The 16,712-nt window shown below is 38.4% G+C and carries 12 protein-coding genes; 7 read left to right on the forward strand and 5 right to left on the reverse strand.

What is annotated here, in order from left to right; all coding sequences use genetic code 11:
- The first annotated feature begins 7 nt into the window (after positions 1–7).
- From OK025_RS17505 to OK025_RS17515, 3 genes are all read left to right on the forward strand, one after another.
- Complete coding sequence (locus OK025_RS17505; RefSeq protein ID WP_317665716.1) at positions 8–1,111, forward strand: HlyD family secretion protein; 1,104 nt, start codon at positions 8–10, stop codon at positions 1,109–1,111.
- A 2-nt stretch (positions 1,112–1,113) separates the two neighbouring features.
- Positions 1,114–2,697, forward strand: coding sequence for an MDR family MFS transporter (locus OK025_RS17510; protein ID WP_317665718.1), 1,584 nt, complete (start codon positions 1,114–1,116; stop codon positions 2,695–2,697).
- A 339-nt stretch (positions 2,698–3,036) separates the two neighbouring features.
- Positions 3,037–4,266 carry a sterol desaturase family protein gene (locus OK025_RS17515; RefSeq protein ID WP_201667849.1) on the forward strand — a complete coding sequence of 410 codons (1,230 nt, stop codon included), beginning with the start codon at positions 3,037–3,039 and terminating at the stop codon, positions 4,264–4,266.
- A gap of 70 nt (positions 4,267–4,336) precedes the next feature.
- Here OK025_RS17515 and OK025_RS17520 read toward each other — a convergent pair whose 3' ends face one another.
- From OK025_RS17520 to OK025_RS17530, 3 genes are read right to left on the reverse strand one after another with little or no spacing between them, the layout of a single operon-like run.
- Positions 4,337–5,491, reverse strand: coding sequence for a glycosyltransferase family 4 protein (locus tag OK025_RS17520; protein ID WP_317665721.1), 1,155 nt, complete (start codon positions 5,489–5,491; stop codon positions 4,337–4,339).
- Positions 5,478–6,479: a lysylphosphatidylglycerol synthase transmembrane domain-containing protein gene (locus OK025_RS17525; RefSeq protein WP_317665723.1), complete on the reverse strand. Its 1,002-nt coding sequence runs from the start codon at positions 6,477–6,479 to the stop codon at positions 5,478–5,480. Before OK025_RS17525 ends, OK025_RS17520 begins: the two co-directional genes overlap by 14 nt.
- A complete protein-coding gene (locus OK025_RS17530) occupies positions 6,467–7,642 on the reverse strand; it encodes a glycosyltransferase family 1 protein (protein WP_312330457.1) in 1,176 nt (391 codons plus the stop codon). Before OK025_RS17530 ends, OK025_RS17525 begins: the two co-directional genes overlap by 13 nt.
- A 203-nt stretch (positions 7,643–7,845) precedes the next feature.
- On the opposite strand from OK025_RS17530, the gene OK025_RS17535 reads away from it, so the two are divergent.
- Positions 7,846–8,832: an endonuclease/exonuclease/phosphatase family protein gene (locus OK025_RS17535; RefSeq protein WP_317665728.1), complete on the forward strand. Its 987-nt coding sequence runs from the start codon at positions 7,846–7,848 to the stop codon at positions 8,830–8,832.
- A gap of 129 nt (positions 8,833–8,961) precedes the next feature.
- On the opposite strand, the gene OK025_RS17540 is transcribed toward OK025_RS17535, so the two are convergent.
- Positions 8,962–10,587 carry an ABC-F family ATP-binding cassette domain-containing protein gene (locus tag OK025_RS17540; protein ID WP_075993261.1) on the reverse strand — a complete coding sequence of 542 codons (1,626 nt, stop codon included), beginning with the start codon at positions 10,585–10,587 and terminating at the stop codon, positions 8,962–8,964.
- A 111-nt stretch (positions 10,588–10,698) separates the two neighbouring features.
- On the opposite strand from OK025_RS17540, the gene OK025_RS17545 reads away from it, so the two are divergent.
- Positions 10,699–11,151, forward strand: a complete 453-nt coding sequence (locus OK025_RS17545; protein WP_317665731.1) for a hypothetical protein — start codon at positions 10,699–10,701, stop codon at positions 11,149–11,151.
- A gap of 247 nt (positions 11,152–11,398) precedes the next feature.
- Here OK025_RS17545 and OK025_RS17550 read toward each other — a convergent pair whose 3' ends face one another.
- Positions 11,399–11,689, reverse strand: a complete 291-nt coding sequence (locus tag OK025_RS17550) for a hypothetical protein (RefSeq protein WP_317665733.1) — start codon at positions 11,687–11,689, stop codon at positions 11,399–11,401.
- 2,088 nt (positions 11,690–13,777) lie between these two features.
- On the opposite strand from OK025_RS17550, the gene OK025_RS17555 reads away from it, so the two are divergent.
- On the forward strand, positions 13,778–14,758 hold the full coding sequence (locus OK025_RS17555; RefSeq protein WP_317665735.1) for a hypothetical protein: 981 nt from the start codon (positions 13,778–13,780) through the stop codon (positions 14,756–14,758).
- A gap of 590 nt (positions 14,759–15,348) precedes the next feature.
- Positions 15,349–16,536, forward strand: a complete 1,188-nt coding sequence (gene nhaA, locus OK025_RS17560; RefSeq protein ID WP_294347120.1) for a Na+/H+ antiporter NhaA — start codon at positions 15,349–15,351, stop codon at positions 16,534–16,536.
- Positions 16,537–16,712: the final 176 nt, after the last annotated feature.

A 16,712-nucleotide genomic window follows, 5' to 3' on the forward strand; every position in this document is an offset into this window, starting at 1 on the left:
TCTAGACATGGAAAATACAGTAGAAAACGCACCGGAAAAAAAAGGTACAAATAAAAAATTTACAATTATTTTGGCGGCATTGGTCATCTTCGGAGGAGCTTATGGCGGGTATAAATATATGCACGGCCAAGCGCATGAGACCACCGATGATGCACAGGTAGAGAAAAATATGAGCCCGATCATTCCACGTGTTGGCGGGTTTATCTCGAAAGTGTATGTAAAAGATAATGATTTGGTGAAAAAGGGCGATACGTTGTTCACCATTGAGAGCCAGGATTATCAGGTTCGTGTGGATGAAGCGTTGGCCGCCTTGGCAGCAGCTCAAAGCAGCTTTGATGTTTCAAAGGCAGATGTATCTGCATCTTCAGCAAATGTGGCTATCTCTGATGCAACGATCCAATCGAATTTGGGAAGCATTGATGCCGCACGTATCCGTGCGAAACAAGCAAACAATGATTATATCCGTTACCAAAACTTATACAACAACCAATCGATCACCAAACAACAGTATGAGCAGGCATTAACGGCTAAATTGGAAGCTGATAAGCAGGTTGAAATCTTACAACAACAACGCAACGCCAGTGCTTCACAACGTAATGCAATCGTGAGTAAGACTACAGTAGCTGCAAAGCAAACTTCTGTTGCTGAGGCAAATATAAAGAGAGCGAATGCGCAACTTGAAGCGGCTAAATTGAACCTTTCTTATACTGCAGTACTTGCTTCTGTGGATGGCCAGGTATCGAATATCAAGGTACAACCAGGGCAGATGGTCAATCCAGGTCAATCTTTGTTCTACATTGTAGATAATATTGAAACTTGGGTCGTTGCCAACTTTAAAGAGACGCAATTGGAAAAAATGAAACCTGGACAAAAAGTCGGTATTAAAGTGGATGCTTATCCTAATATTGAGTTTGAAGGAGAGGTAAACTCCTTCTCGCCAGCCACTGGTTCACGTTTCTCTTTATTGCCTCCAGATAATGCAACGGGTAACTTTGTAAAGACGGTTCAGCGTTTACCCGTAAAGATCAAATTGACAAAAGACAATAAAGCAGAAAATGTGGCTTTGCTCAGACCGGGCATGAATGCTGACGTAGATGTGCATGTTCAATAACTATGGAAAATTTAAATCAACAAGATAGTCTGGTTGAATATGGTTTTCGACGTGTTGTAATCACGATTACAGCGGTACTTTGTGCGCTGTTGGAAATCGTGGATACAACCATCGTCAACGTGGCTCTGAACGATATGAAAGGTTCACTGGGCGCAACATTGACGGATGTCGCATGGGTTATCACAGCTTACGCAATTGCCAATGTAATTGTGATTCCGATGACAAGCTGGTTGTCCCAACAGTTTGGGCGTAGAAATTACTTTGCGGCTTCTATTATCATATTCACAGTATCTTCATTTTTATGCGGTAATGCGACCAACATTTGGGAGCTTGTTGCATTTCGTTTTATACAAGGGATGGGCGGTGGAGCCTTGTTAGTAACAGCACAAACCATCATCACAGAGAGTTATCCGAAGGAAAAACGTAGTATGGCTCAGGCTATTTATGGTATGGGAGTAATTATTGGTCCAACGCTTGGTCCACCTTTAGGTGGGTATATTATCGATAATTTCTCCTGGCCATATATATTCTATATCAATGTGCCGTTAGGGATTATTGCGACCTTGTTGACCTTATCTTTTGTGCGCAGTCCTAAATATAGCCAAAAGCAATCTGCAAAGGAAGTGGATTGGTTTGGTATGATCTTTTTGATCATGTTTATTGGTTCCCTTCAGTTTGTATTGGAACATGGACAACAGGATGACTGGTTTGACGACCCCTTGATTTTAGGCTTATCAATCTTGTCTGTTTTCGGGTTATTGTTCTTTATCTGGCGGGAACTGGTGTATGACAAACCCATTGTTAACTTGCGTGTATTGAAGGATAAAAATTTGCAGGTGGGTGTAGTGATGAGCTTTATCCTCGGTTTTGGCTTGTTCGGCTCGACCTTTATTATTCCAATCTATACCCAGTCAATTTTGGGATGGACAGCGACCGATGCGGGTTTGCTCTTATTACCAAGTTCGATTATGACCGGTATCATGATGCCTTTTATAGGAAAGATGATCCAAAATGGTGTTCCTCAAAAATATATGGTTGCCGTGGGGCTTAGTATCTTTTTTGGCTTCTGTTTTTGGATGTATAGTCTCATGACCAATGATACGGGATCTGAGCATATGTTTTGGCCACTGATTCTACGTGGCGTTGGCTTAGGATTGTTATTCGTGCCTGTGATGACACTCTCGCTATCGACATTACATGGTAAGTCAATTGGTGAAGGTGCAGCTTTTACAGGGATGATGCGCCAGTTGGGTGGTTCATTTGGAATTGCCTTGATCACGACATTTATTGCCCGTGATAGCCAAAAACATCGTGTTGACCTGGTTGCCAATTTAGATCCAAGCAAGTTTGATGTGCAACAACGGGTGCAACAATTGCAAATGAGTTTTCAGTCGAAAGGCTTTTCGCCTAATGAGGCGCTGGCCAAAGCGCATCAAATATTAGACATGAGTGTAATGAAGCAAGCGACCGTTTTATCTTATATGGATGTGTTTTTGTATCTCGGGGTAGTGTTTTTGCTGTGTGTGCCCTTTGTATTGATGATCAAACAAGGGAAAACGCAGATCGATATGTCCAGTGTACATTAGTATTGGGTTCGTCTGCTGCGCTGTTATCATAGTGCACCATCCGTGAAGAACAATTTATCGTTCAATCAGAAGTCCTCAAAAAGTGTTTAACTTTTTGAGGACTTTTTTTGTGCAGGTTCTTTTTTGGTAGAAAAGCACTTTGGGTTGACGTTTCTTCTTGTTTGGACATGATGTAGCATTGATTTTTGGCAATTGAAAAACCATAAATTGAAAAACCTGATTTAAAATTGATTGTTTAATAATAAAGAGTTTGGAAGAATTGATCTTTTGGCATCAGAAAAGACGGTTCTTGTTGAATTGCGATTAAGGTAGATTTTTTGTCTTCAAAATAGCGACTGCATGTATACGGAAAAACTTAATTTTTTGGCGTTTATCATTCCCTTATTTTTAATCTTGATGGTGTTGGAATATTGGTATAGCCTCAAAAAACAGAAACGTTTTTATTCTTTTGATGAATCGATCTCAAATCTCAATGTTGGTATCGTCGAGCGTATGTGTGATATGTTTTCTGTTAGTTTATTTTACTTTTTTTTCGTTTGGGTGTATCAAAACTTTGCGATATTTCACATTGAAGCGAATGTTTGGACCTGGGTTATACTTTTTCTATTTACAGATTTTCTCTGGTATTGGTATCATCGCTATAGCCATGAAATAAACTTGTTGTGGGCAGCTCATGTTGTACATCACCAAAGTGAAGATTATAACTTTACCGTAGCAGCCCGGATTACCATATTTCAAGCCGTTTTCCGTTCGTTATTTTGGGCTTTTATTCCCCTTTTGGGATTCCCGCCCTTTATGATGACCGCTATTTTGTTGATTCATGGCGTATATCCATTTTTCTCCCATACGCAGACCGTCGGAAATTTGGGTATTTTGGAGCGTATATTTGTAACGCCATCTCACCATCGGGTGCATCATAGCAGCAATGAACTCTATTTGGATAAGAATTATGGGGATATCCTGATTATTTGGGATAAGCTGTTTGGAACATTTATCTCGGAACAAAAGGATGAACCCTGTGTCTATGGTCTTACCAAACCTATTCATCGCTACACTTTTCTTTGGCAGCATTTTCATTATTTATTTGAAATAGGCTTGTCATTTAAGCGGGCGGAAGGATTTAAAAACAAAATGCGGACGATATTTGGTCGGCCCGACGACATACAGCCTGAAATTCGGGAAGAACTGGAAGAACGCATTTTTGCAGGAGCTCGGCCGCAAGTTCACGCACAGGTGTTAAGCCGCTATATTTTTTTTCAGTCCATGTTGACGGTAACGCTTCTTTTTTTCTTTTTGCTTTATGGGAATTATCAGCAACTCATACAACTCCTTATTGGCGGAGGATTTATTCTCTGTAGCGTCATTTGTATTGGGGGGCTCCTGGAACATGAAGACTGGGTTTTTCCACTTGAGATGCTTCGGCTGTTCTTATTGCTACTGTATATCGGTCTAACTTTTTATTCACCATTGGGGCTTGTTTTGGTAGGATGTTTCGCTTTGATTCAATTGATTTTTTATAAAACGTTAGCAGGTCACTATAAAAAAGTTTTGCGTCTTGAAAGATGTTGAAAATTGCTTTCTGGAGAGCCATTTCCTCTAAATGGTAGATGCAGTCAAATCTATGAAGTGTTACTGTCAATTATTGGTCTGCTGCTGTAACTAAGTCCGCAAATGATTGACAATAGGATCTGGCCATAATATCCCAGCTATATTGTTTTAGGGTATTTTGTTTAAATTGTAGGCTCAGGCTTTTATAATGGACTGGATTTGCTAAAATGGCTTGAAGTTGTTCGATCCATGCATTTTGGTTTTTGCTTGCCAGGAGCAGGCCATTGCAATGATGTGTCACGGCGCTTGTAATTCCTTCTAATTCGGCGGCCACAACAATGGTGCCTGCTATAGAAGCCTCCAAACAGACGAGCCCAAAGCCTTCCATATCTCCGGGCACTTCAATATTGGGCATCAAGAAGGCCTGTGCGTTGGTCAAGAGGCTTTGCAGTTGTTCGAATGGGACTTTTCCAAGATGTTCAATTTTTTCGGGGTACGCTTTCAGTAATTTTCTGATCTCGCCCTGATCGGTCGGAAATCCGAGGAATAAGGTGATTAAATGATTTATCTTTTTGGGCATAAGCCGCAATAGGCGTTCTTTCCATGTAGGTTTGTGATCGAATGGACCTACCATCAGTAATTTGAAATCACCCTGGATAGCGGGAATGACATGTTTCATCAACCACGAGAAGCCCTTCCGTTTAACAGGGCGTCCCAAAGTGATAAAATAGGGCTTGCTTTCGCAGACTGGTTCATTGTTTTCAGTGGAGTGGTGTATCGGATCTACACCGTTGGGTATAACAATAATTTTGGATGGATCGATACCACGTAAATGGGCGGCGTCGGCGGTAGCTTGGCTAACCGCAATAAGCTGATCAAATGTGTTAAACCGCGGTATGATCTTACGCTGAAAATAGCGAAAGGGAAATACAATATCCAGTCCGTGAAGCGTGGCAACTCGTTTTAAATGGGAATATCCTTTGTGAAAAGAGGCTAAAGAGGCAATTAATCCATCATTAAAGTGAATAAGCTTGATGCCGGGGTTATCGTTAATTTTGGCTAGAATTCGGCGATTCAGCTGGAAGAAGAAAGCTAAAAGAGGTTCCCGGTTGTCATAGACTAAGGTGTGTACCTTCAAGTAAAGAGCCGCAGTATTGATCAGTTCAAAGCTTTGTTTTTCCATACCGCCAACACTTGGGGGATATTTGTGGCTGACAAATAGTATTTCTATTTCAGATGGGTACATGTACTGGTTTCTTTTTGATGCATAGATAACATATAAAACCCAACGCTACCCAGGTGAGCTGTCGGCCGCGACGTAGTAATGAAGCACTGAGCCAGATACTACCTCCAGTAATACCGATCATATGGAGTAGGAGCTTATTGGCGATTTCTTCAATGCCCAGTTGCCCTGGAATAAAAGCACCGATGCTTTTCAGCACAATGACACTCATATCTACTATTAGACCATGTATTGGTTGTACTGCAACATCCAAAAATTTTAGAATATAATAGAATTCAAGGCTGCCAATAATCCAATGTAGTGCAAAAAGTAAGTAAGAATACCAAAAAACCTTATTTTGATGCCGATAAAAGTCTTTAACGTTCCAAAGTAGTGACTGAAAATGCGCTTTTGCTTTTCCAAAAAGTGTTGCTGTTGAAGCCTTGGTTTGCGAGGGACTTTTTGCAACCATTAACCAATAAAGTATCAGGATCATCAAAAGGAACAAAAATAGACAGATCATATATATTACTGGGCCTGCGTAGCGTATAATTTCATTTTTTAAAGGAGAAAATACCAACCAAAGCATAGCAATCAAAAAGAGTGTCAATTGAGACAGTACGGCGGTAATACGGGATATTGCAACTGAATTCAATCCTTCTTTTAAGGGAATGTCATAACGGGTTATCAATTGTGCCTTTAATAAATCACCACCTATAATGCTTGTAGGGTTAAATAGTCCAACGGTTTCCCCGATTTGACGGATGGCAAAGAGTTCGATCAAATTGACCTTCTTTTTTGCGGAGCCCAAGCATATCCACCAAGCGAATGTGCCAACAAAATAGGCCGCGAAAGTCGTAAACAAAATAATTATAAAGCGATAACCAACTGAGGAGAGCTCTTTTTTCAAGGCATTTAAGTCGCTTTTCGCTAAAAAGACAGTGATGGACGCCAGAATCAAAAATAGAAAAATACCTTTGATGAGCTGGCTTGGGTTTGTTAGTTTGCCCATGCCAAATCGACTTCCTGTGTTTTGTCAACCAATAGTTCAATGTCATTAAAATAGCATCCAGATAGTCTATTCCAATCCAGTTGTCCGACATAGGATAGACCTTCAGTGATGAGATTCTTTTTTAAGCTCGCGTCAGAGAGAATTTTTTTGAGGTAGTAAACATATCCAGCTGCATTTTCAGGTTGACACTTAAATCCATTTTTCCCGTGCTGAATCAAGGAAGCCGAACCCCCACCATCGGCGATAACACAAGGAAGTCCGGATGCCAATGCTTCGACAACGACATTTCCGTACGTTTCTGAGACCGACGGAAAAACAAAGGCATCTGCCGAAGCATATAGAATTGCAAGCTCATCATGGCTTTTCTTTCCTAAGAAAATGGCATTAGGCATCTCTTGCATTGCAATTATTTTGGCTGTTCCTTCACCGACAACAATGAAATTATAGTCAAGATTCTGAGCTTGTATCTGTTGATAGATTTCAATAAGCGTTTTAATGTTTTTTTCCCAGACGATACGACTGACAAAGAGGATTGTTGGTTTGTTATTCTTTGTGATAGTCTGCAGCTGAGATAGATTCTTTTTATTGGGATTAAACAAGGCTGTGTCTATTCCTCTTTGCCACAGTTTTAATCCTTCTTGTTGTAAGCCGATCTGCTGTAATTCGTTTAGAATAGATTTGGTGGGTACATAGACAATATCACATTTGTTATAAAAGTTATTCATTGCTTTTTTCATCCATTGTTCAGTTGGCTTGACCAAGGGGAGTATGTTTTTGAAATAATAGGCAATGTATGAAATGAAGTGTGTATGATAGATCGTAAGGACAGGAATACCTTTTCGTTTGGCATAATTTAATGCAAAAAAACCTAAAAGGGAAGGCGTAGCAATATGAATCATGTCGGGAGCAAATTTATCTAAGGCGAGCTCAAGTTTCTTTTTAATAAGCTGTGGAATAGCGAGACAATAATCGTCGTTGACCGGTATTTTGAATGTGGGTACCTTGTAAGAATGAAAGTTGCGAAATTGCGTAGGGCCGCCACCATAAATAAAAAAATAGTTGAATTTCTGCTGATCTATACGGTTTATTAGCTGAAACATTGTCCGTGATGCACCGTCGAAATCCTCGACGAGTATCTCTGTAAAGAAGGCTACCTTTCTCATATTATTCTTATTAGGGATTGTATAAAAATAGCTGAAAGCTGTAACTCCTATGCTATGCAGGTATTAACCTTTTGTCATTATAGTGTTTATAAATTATTAGTGTTTAATGATTTGTGCATAATTATTAAAAATAGAATTAATTGAATATAATAATAGAGCTAATGTTGGCGCAGTAGCTTTGGAGTGAACGAAATATTCAATCCATGCTATTAGATCTGTTGTTCGAAAAAAAAATTAGACCTAAGGGGTTTCGAAAGATTGTCATCTTATTTATTTGTGCGTCTACCGGCGTTATGCTCGGTTTTAAGTTGAAACCAAAACAACAGCCAAAGCTCAGTAATGCTGTGTATGCAGCTATGCCGGAAGCGACTTACGGAAAACTAAATTTGTTAACGTACAATATAGCTGGCCTCCCTGAATTGATTTCCAGTGCTGTAACCGAGCGGTCTTCCAGTATTACGTCGATCGGCAATCGGATCAACGGATTTGATATTGTCAATGTGCAGGAAGATTTTAACTACAACAAGTTCCTCTACAGCGAAAATAAGCATAGCTACCGAACGGAAAATATGGGTGGGGTACCTTTTGGGGACGGGCTGAGTACACTTTCAAAATATCCTATCGTTGAGTTTGAGCGGGTGGGCTGGACTGATTGCAATGGTGCAGATTGTCTGACTCCTAAAGGCTTTTCTTATGCTCGAATTCAATTGGCCAAAGCGGTATTTATTGATGTTTATAATGTACATGCGACAGCTCAGGATGATCCGAATGCAACGATTGCCCGGCAGAAGAATATAAATCAGCTAAAAGCCTATATTAAAAAGTATTCGGCTGACAGACCACTTTTGATTATGGGCGACTTTAATGCACATTATGCTTACGAGCTGGATAACATCAGTTCTTTTCAGAAGGACTTAGGTTTGGTAGATGCATGGGTAAGTTTACGCAACAAAGGTAATATTCCTGGGCATCAAGTGAATTTTGAAGCGAAAACAGCATTGGAGTTGACAGAGGATTGCGAAGGTATTGATAAAATTTACTATCGCAATAACCATCATTTGCTATTTGAGGCAAAGAATTATCAGGTTCAAAAAAAGCTTTTTCAAAACGAAAAGGGACAGGATTTATCCGACCATTGTGCGGTGTCCTTACAATTAGGTTGGCGTGTTGTCAAACATTCGGTTCAGTAAAGTAAAACTTTCTCAATTCTTTCATATCAATCGCGATTAGCACTGAACCCCTCAGTGCTTTTTTATTGCGCATCAAAAAAGCCCCATAAAATGAATTATGGAGCCTTTATTAAATTGGGATAAATTATCTTATTTATACATTTCTTCACGTTGCGCTTTCACCACATCGCTATTAATGTATTCATCGTAAGTCATCAATTTGTCGATGATACCTTTCGGAGTCAATTCGATGATTCTATTTGCAACAGTTTCAGTCAATTCGTGGTCACGGGATGTGAACAACATTGATCCTTTAAAATCAGACATTCCATTGTTCAATGCAGTGATAGATTCCAAATCCAAGTGGTTGGTTGGTTCATCAAAGATTAGGAAGTTGGCGCCTTGAAGCATCATACGAGAAAACATACAACGCATTTTTTCTCCTCCTGAAAGCACAGATACTTTCTTCATAACTTCTTCACCAGAGAACAACATTTTCCCTAGAAATCCACGTATAAATTGTTCGTCCGCCTCCGGGTTAGTCGTATAGTTTCTCAACCAGTCCACTAAATTCTCATTTTTTCCTTCGAAGAATGCGGCATTTTCAATCGGCATATCGGCAGGAGTGATGGTAACGCCCCATTTGAATTCGCCACCGAAATCGGTGTCTCTACCAGTTATAATGTCATAAAATGCTGTGGTTACCAATGAATTTGGACCTAGAACAGCGATTTTATCGCCTTTATTAATCATAAAGGTAATATCCTTGAAGAATACCTCGCCATTGACCGTTTTGCTTAAGCCTTCAACTTGTAGCGTTTGATCTCCTGGTTCACGATTCATGGTATTGAACATGATGGCCGGATATTTACGGTTGGATGGTTTAATCTCGTCAATATTAATTTTATCCAATGCTTTCTTACGAGAAGTAGCTTGTTTGGATTTGGAAGCGTTGGCAGAGAACCGACGGATAAACTCCTGAAGTTCTTTTACTTTATCTTCCATTTTCTTGTTTTGATCAGAACGTTGCTTTAACGCTAATTGGGAAGATTCGTACCAGAACGAGTAGTTACCCGTATAGATTGTCATCTTACCAAAATCAATATCCACCGTATGCGTACATACAGCATCCAGGAAGTGACGGTCGTGGGATACAACTAAGACGATTGCCTCGTAACTCGCTAAAAAATCCTCTAACCATGCGATGGTATTAATATCCAAATCATTGGTAGGCTCATCGAGAATCAAAATATCTGGTTTGCCAAATAATGCTTGCGCTAAGAGTACGCGGACTTTTTGGTTACCGTCAATTTCAGAAACTAACTTATAATGTAGTTCTTCTTTAATGCCTAAACTGCTCAATAAAGTTGCGGCATTAGATTCGGCATTCCATCCATCCATTTCAGCAAAAAGACTTTCCAGTTCGCCAGCGCGTTCGCCGTCGGCATCAGAGAAATCCTCTTTCATGTAAATGGCATCTTTCTCTTTCATGATTTTGTAAAGCTCTTGGTTACCCATCATGACAGTTTCAAGAACAGTAAATTCATCGAAAGCATAGTGATCCTGACTTAAAACAGACATGCGTTCGCCTGGCGTGAATGCCACTGAACCTGTCGAAGGATCAACTTCCCCTGAGATAATTTTTAAGAAAGTAGATTTACCTGCTCCATTAGCACCAATAATACCGTAACAGTTTCCAGGTGTGAATTTTAGATTGACATCTTCGAATAGTACACGTTTACCAAAACGAAGGGAGAGATTTGACACATTAATCATTCAGCAATGAAATTTTTGTATTTTTTATTGTAAATATTCTGTTTATCAGAGTTTTATGTATATTAAGTAAGTAGTTCTTTTGTTGTGTTGTACACGATTGTACAATAATATTTGTATATAATTGAAACATATAATTTACAAATCATTTACAAAGAACGATGGCTACTGTCGCAGCAGTTATACTTAAACACCATAAAAAAACAAGACGGCACTTTTAATGTAAAAATTAGAATACCACATAAAGTATCTACTGTTTACATAGATACAAGCATCATTGCCGGCAAGTCTGATGTTGACACAAAGATACGATTAAAAAAGGTATTTATCGACACATACTTGACTTCTACAGTGAATGATTATCGAAAGAAATTAAACGCCTTGGGGCCTAAAGTTGACTACATGTCAGCATCTGATATTAAGGAGTATTTTTCGTTGGAAGATGAGCTTATTGATTTTATTAAGTTTGCCGATGAAAACGTCCAGACGTTAATAAATAGCACTAGAAAGAGTACCGGATTAAGAAGGAAAAAGAGAATTATTTTTTTTCACAAAGTTCTTAAATAAAGCTTAGTTTAGTGTTGATCTTATTAATTCTAAGTTACTTCGTGCATTTGAAAAATATTTATTCGATAATAAATATGCAGTTAATACTGTACGAAATACAATGGCAGATATAAGGGTATTTTCCCATCTTGCAAAGTAAGATTTAAGCCCGCTTGATACAATGAAATATATCCTCCTTGGGCAAGTACAAAACTATTAAATGACGTAATAAAAAAGACAAGAGATAAAATGTATTTTAATACATATTTCATAGCGTGATAGTATTTAGGGTTGAAATCATATCAACGAGTTTGTATTCGCCAGTATACCCCTTCAGATATAGACTTTGATTTTCAGGTGAATAGCCAATAACATCTTTTTCTAAACCGAAAAACTTTGCCATCTTAGCTTTTAAAATATCTATTTCATATTTTGTTCCGTCGATGATGACATACTTAGAACTATCGATGGTTTCTTGATCTGGTTTAGATGGTTGATCCTTCTTGCACGCGCCAAAGCCTAGCCCTAGCAGCGCAACAAATACTAAATATCTTTTCACTTGGTAATATAATTAGGGTGAAAGATAAATAATTTTATGGTGAAGAATAAGGGGGCAGGGAAGTTCTACACAAAAGTGTATACGTACAGAAATAGAAAAGCCTAGGCTTAACAGTTTAATTTATATAGTATTCTATTGCAGCCCAAGAGGGGGGATAAGGGAATTCCCATACTTAGCATAATTCGATAATAAATCCCATCCAATTACTGGAACAAATGCGAAATCTGCTTGATTGTAAAAATGATACCATAAATTGTGGCTTATTACATAGTCTATGTACGAATCCATAGTTTCCTCTGGCGTTTTACATAGAGTGTTTACATTCCTTATGACAGTTAATGCTACACTAAATAAATTTTCGAATTTATTTATCTGTTCGGACGGTGAATTTATTGAAATGATTGATGACACGTCGAAAATTTGACCAAAAGTGTAATTATTAATCCAGTCACTTGTTTCATCTATTGGGCCATCTGGTGTTCCTTGTTCTTGATCACCAACTGCACCATTTCCTGTGCCCCCTCCCGTTCCACGAACTTTCGAAATACAATTTTGATAATTGCTTGAGGCAGAAGTATTGCCTAAATGTGCTTCAGAAATAAATTCAACAATACGTCCTTTGATTGATTGTGCATCTGCACTGTTAGATTGCGGAAATAGGAATAGCGATACATGTCTTGAACTTTGATAATTCCCAGTTATGAGTGAAAATTACATAGATTTTACCAGTAAGCCTTGAGTGCTTTGGCCTACACAATTCCTCTGAAAGCTTGTGCAGTAACACCACCCAAAAGACTGTTAGCATTCCTAGCTCCTTTCTAAACTTCAGTTTTATTTTTATTTTTGTGATGCTAACAGTGGGGGGGCAACCTTTCAAACACTTTTAAAGAAAAAGAGCGAGAAATTCCTCCGTACAGCTATTACGATATTAAGATGTATTATATACATTCTGCAAATAGTTCAGGCCATCATTAGTCTATGATCTACTTTAATGCAGGCGTGCTTTCATTGGCAGTTGATCAAAAAAGATATAAGACCAACTTAGGAGGTAATCGCTTGAAGAGAGTCTTCATTTCCATTTTTAGCTTTTTCTAAACTTTACGTTTCTTCGCAATAACCTCTCTTTACTTGTCAAACTTAAGGCGTGAGTGGAAAGTTATTATTTGTTTGTCTAATTCTTCTATTAAGGAAATAGGACAATCCATTATTAATACTATTTCCTCCTTGCTCATATCTGTTCTGTGCAGATGCTCTATTAATTTTTCTATTTCCTGGGGTGTCATTTTTTTATTATTTTGGTGTTATGAAAAGGCATAAAATTATTTACCTACTTGGAACTATTATTATGATTGCGAACGCGTTGTTTGTAGTTCCATACCTAATTGAAGAATTAGGAAAGTCGATTGATAAATAGCTTATCCATTTCCTTTCTTCGCATTTCTCGATGATTTTAAAGTTTTCACTATCAATACAGAAATGCCATATATAAAAGATCCAACATCCGATATCAGATAGGCTATGTGATAAATTTTAAGAAGACTATTCATTTATAACCTCCTCTCGTTCTGTAGCAATATCATATTCTCAGAGTTTAACTTCACTTGGTTCGATCTTGAGTGTGGTTAGCATTTCTTCTCTTTTTTTGCTTTGTTTCAAGCTCCTCCGAGAATTTGAACAACGGTTTTCTTACCGTATTAAACAGCGCCATTAGAACCTCCTTTCAATATTAATTTGCTGAGTAAAACAACTGGCTTATTTGCAATTCGTGGTCACATAAAGTAACTCTTATGAGTTCTTTAATAAGTAGAGATTAACTAGTTCTGATTTTAAAAAATAGTGTGCTTGGATCCTCCATCAATTCCTCATTGGCCATGCTTGCTTGATCACATTTAAAATGAAATCATTGTAGCTGTCTATTGAATTTGGATTCCAGTTATGCCGTGAAATTTCAATAGATGGAGAGGATCTTTGAAATGAAGCGTGAAATCCAGCAATGTGTGCACATTATGAATTAATAAATTATAAATATTGTGTTGGTGATTTAAATTGGCTTCTTTTTTGTGGACAAGAGCTGAAATGAAATCAATTATGAAAAGAAATAGAATAACGGGTGCCGTTATACTTGCTGTAGCTTTTTTATTTAATATCCAAGGAGCCTCGGCTCAATTTGGAGGGCTATTGGATAAGGCAAGCAAAGCCGTTGCTTCCAAGGGGAGCAAGGTACTTGGATTGGATAAACTTTTAAAAGAGCCAGAAGCAATAAGTACCAGTTTTGAGGACGTCAATAGGAAAGGAGAGCAAATGCCTGATTTTCAAAATACGGCAGTTTATAAACCTTTAGAAAATCTACAAAAGAATGGTAGTGATGGCTATGTATTGGAAGCAGGCCATTTTGAAATGACCAATAAAAGCTATTGCTTGAAAGCGGGTACCTACGCACCATCAAAGGGTGATGGATATATGTATGCACCTACATTGGGCAAGAAGAGAGACGTGGTCATCGCAATTTTGAAAAGCGCTGAAAAGCATCCTGAAGTTGCACAATCAGATATACAGATGCTATTGTGGACGATCATTGCGAAGACAAAATTTATTGATTATTCGGGTCCGGTGAAAGAAACAGCCTTAAAATTGCTTACAGCTGAACAAATTTTGCATTTAGAAGGTGGAGCGCTTGGCGTTTTGCCATTTGATGTTGTCCAAAAAGCCAAAGACCAAATGCCACCGGCAATACAGACAATTTTTGAAGCGGAAAATAATATTCGGCAGCTCGTTTCCTCAGGAAACTATTCGTACGCTGATTTTGAACAATATGCAATCTTAGCTGGTATGGCTGAGCCTCGTACGGACGTGCCAAGTGGTATTTGGACGCTTCACCCCGATGGTTATTATGTTCGTTATTATCCAAGTGGTTATGCGGTTACTAAAGTTCAGGTGTATGTCCCTCAAGAATTGATTACAAAATTGAATGGTAAGAAGCTTGTATACGATGCAACAGATGATATTGCCTGTCCGGCAAATACGGGGTCGCAACGATTAGCACAAACGAATGAACCGATTCGTGATTAATATGTTGAGTCATTGAAAGTTTGATGGGAAGTGAAGGGGATGTGGAAGGAAATTTAATGAATAAGGGAGATCTACTGATCTCCCTTATTCATTAAATTTCCTCTTTTGCCTCCTGTATAATATATAAACAATGACAATGATAGCGATGATTGCTAAAATAATGTAATGGGAACCTGAATGTTGGGTTTTATCCTCTGTCGTCTGCGCATATGTAAAATTTGCTACGAAAAGAAGCACCATGAAAATCCACTTCTTGCACATAATAAACGGTTTATTAACTATAGTAGCAAGCTAAGTATTTTTTGCAACAAAGTCAAATTAATTCGGTAAAAAATAACTAAGATTTTTATAAAATTTTAATGCATAACCTCTGTTTCTCACATTTGATTCGTTATGTTCGAAAAATACAAGGATAGCAGAAGAGCTTTTGTCTTTTTATTCGCTTTTTGGTTCTTTTACCACTAATAAAACACAGCTAATTCACCTTTTTTACATTGGATATAGCTCCGGATATTGTTTAGGGAATTCGGTAAATGGTCCTAAAAATCGTATCTTGTGAACCTTTGTAAGCGTTTTTAGATATTCAAATCATGTCAAAACTTATCAATTTAACTGTCTTTAAAGAATTCTTAAAATCCAGCTTTGCTGGTGGAATTATACTTTTTTCCTGTGTTATTCTGGCATTGATCGTAGCAAATACATCATTGTATGCCAGTGTAATGGAATTTCTGAACCGGGAAGTAGGCTTTGAGAGCGGTCATATTCATTTAAAATATTCGTGGTTATTGTGGCTCAACGATGGTTTGATGGCTATTTTCTTTTTACTAGTGGGGCTCGAGATCAAACGTGAAATTGTAGAGGGTGAACTCTCATCGCCAAGTAAAGCAATTCTGCCCATTTTGGCTGCGGTTGGTGGGGCGCTTTTGCCTGCCATCATTTATTTTGTATTAAATCAGGGAACGGATACTGCAAACGGCTGGGGAATCCCTATGGCAACGGATATTGCATTTGCTTTAGCGGTTATCACGCTTCTGGGAAATAAGGTACCTGCCAGTCTTAAGATCTTTTTGGCTGCGCTAGCGATTGTTGACGACCTACTTGCCATATTGGTTATTGCGATCTTTTATAGCAATGGTATTCATGCGACCTATTTATTTATCGCTTTAGGTATCTTTCTGTTTTTGATCGTGTTAAATAAATTGGGCGTTAAAGCGATATGGGCTTACCTGATTCCGGGACTATTTATTTGGTACTTTGTTCACCACTCGGGTATTCATGCAACAATAGCTGGCGTGCTGGTGGCCATGACGTTACCAACAACACCGGATGCGGAAGAATCTCCCTTGGAAAAACTTGAGCATCTATTGACCAAACCTGTCAATTTCATTATCATTCCGCTGTTTGCATTTGCGAATACGCTTATTCCAATCCATGGGGAAATGATTGGTGGTTTGACTTCAAAATTGGGGATCGGTATTATCCTTGGCCTAATCGCTGGTAAATCAATTGGGATATTTTTGATCTGTTTTATTGCTAAAAAATTGAAGATTGCGCAATTACCGGAAGGGGCTGGCTGGAAACAGATTTTTGGTGTAGGCTTGTTGGGGGGAATCGGTTTCACGATGTCGATCTTCATCTCGATACTATCTTTTGATGATAGCATGCTGATTGAAGAAGCAAAGTTCGCGGTTCTGATCGCTTCATTATGCGCTGGCTTGCTAGGCTATGTCGTTTTGAGCGCAGTGTCAGCCGCAAAGAAAACAGCGGTTATTGATTAGATTTTGCATAGATAGCAGTCGTATGCTTGGCTTACAGGAATGTGTAGGACAGTTGTTTTTGGTCAAATTCATTTCTGATTCCCTCATGGATTAATCCTATCTGTACATCTATTTGAAAGCGGATAACGAGCTATAGGTATTAAATTTTAGACTTTTATGAATTAGATTTAGTAATT

Source organism: Sphingobacterium sp. UGAL515B_05, assembly GCF_033097525.1.
Lineage (GTDB): Bacteria > Bacteroidota > Bacteroidia > Sphingobacteriales > Sphingobacteriaceae > Sphingobacterium.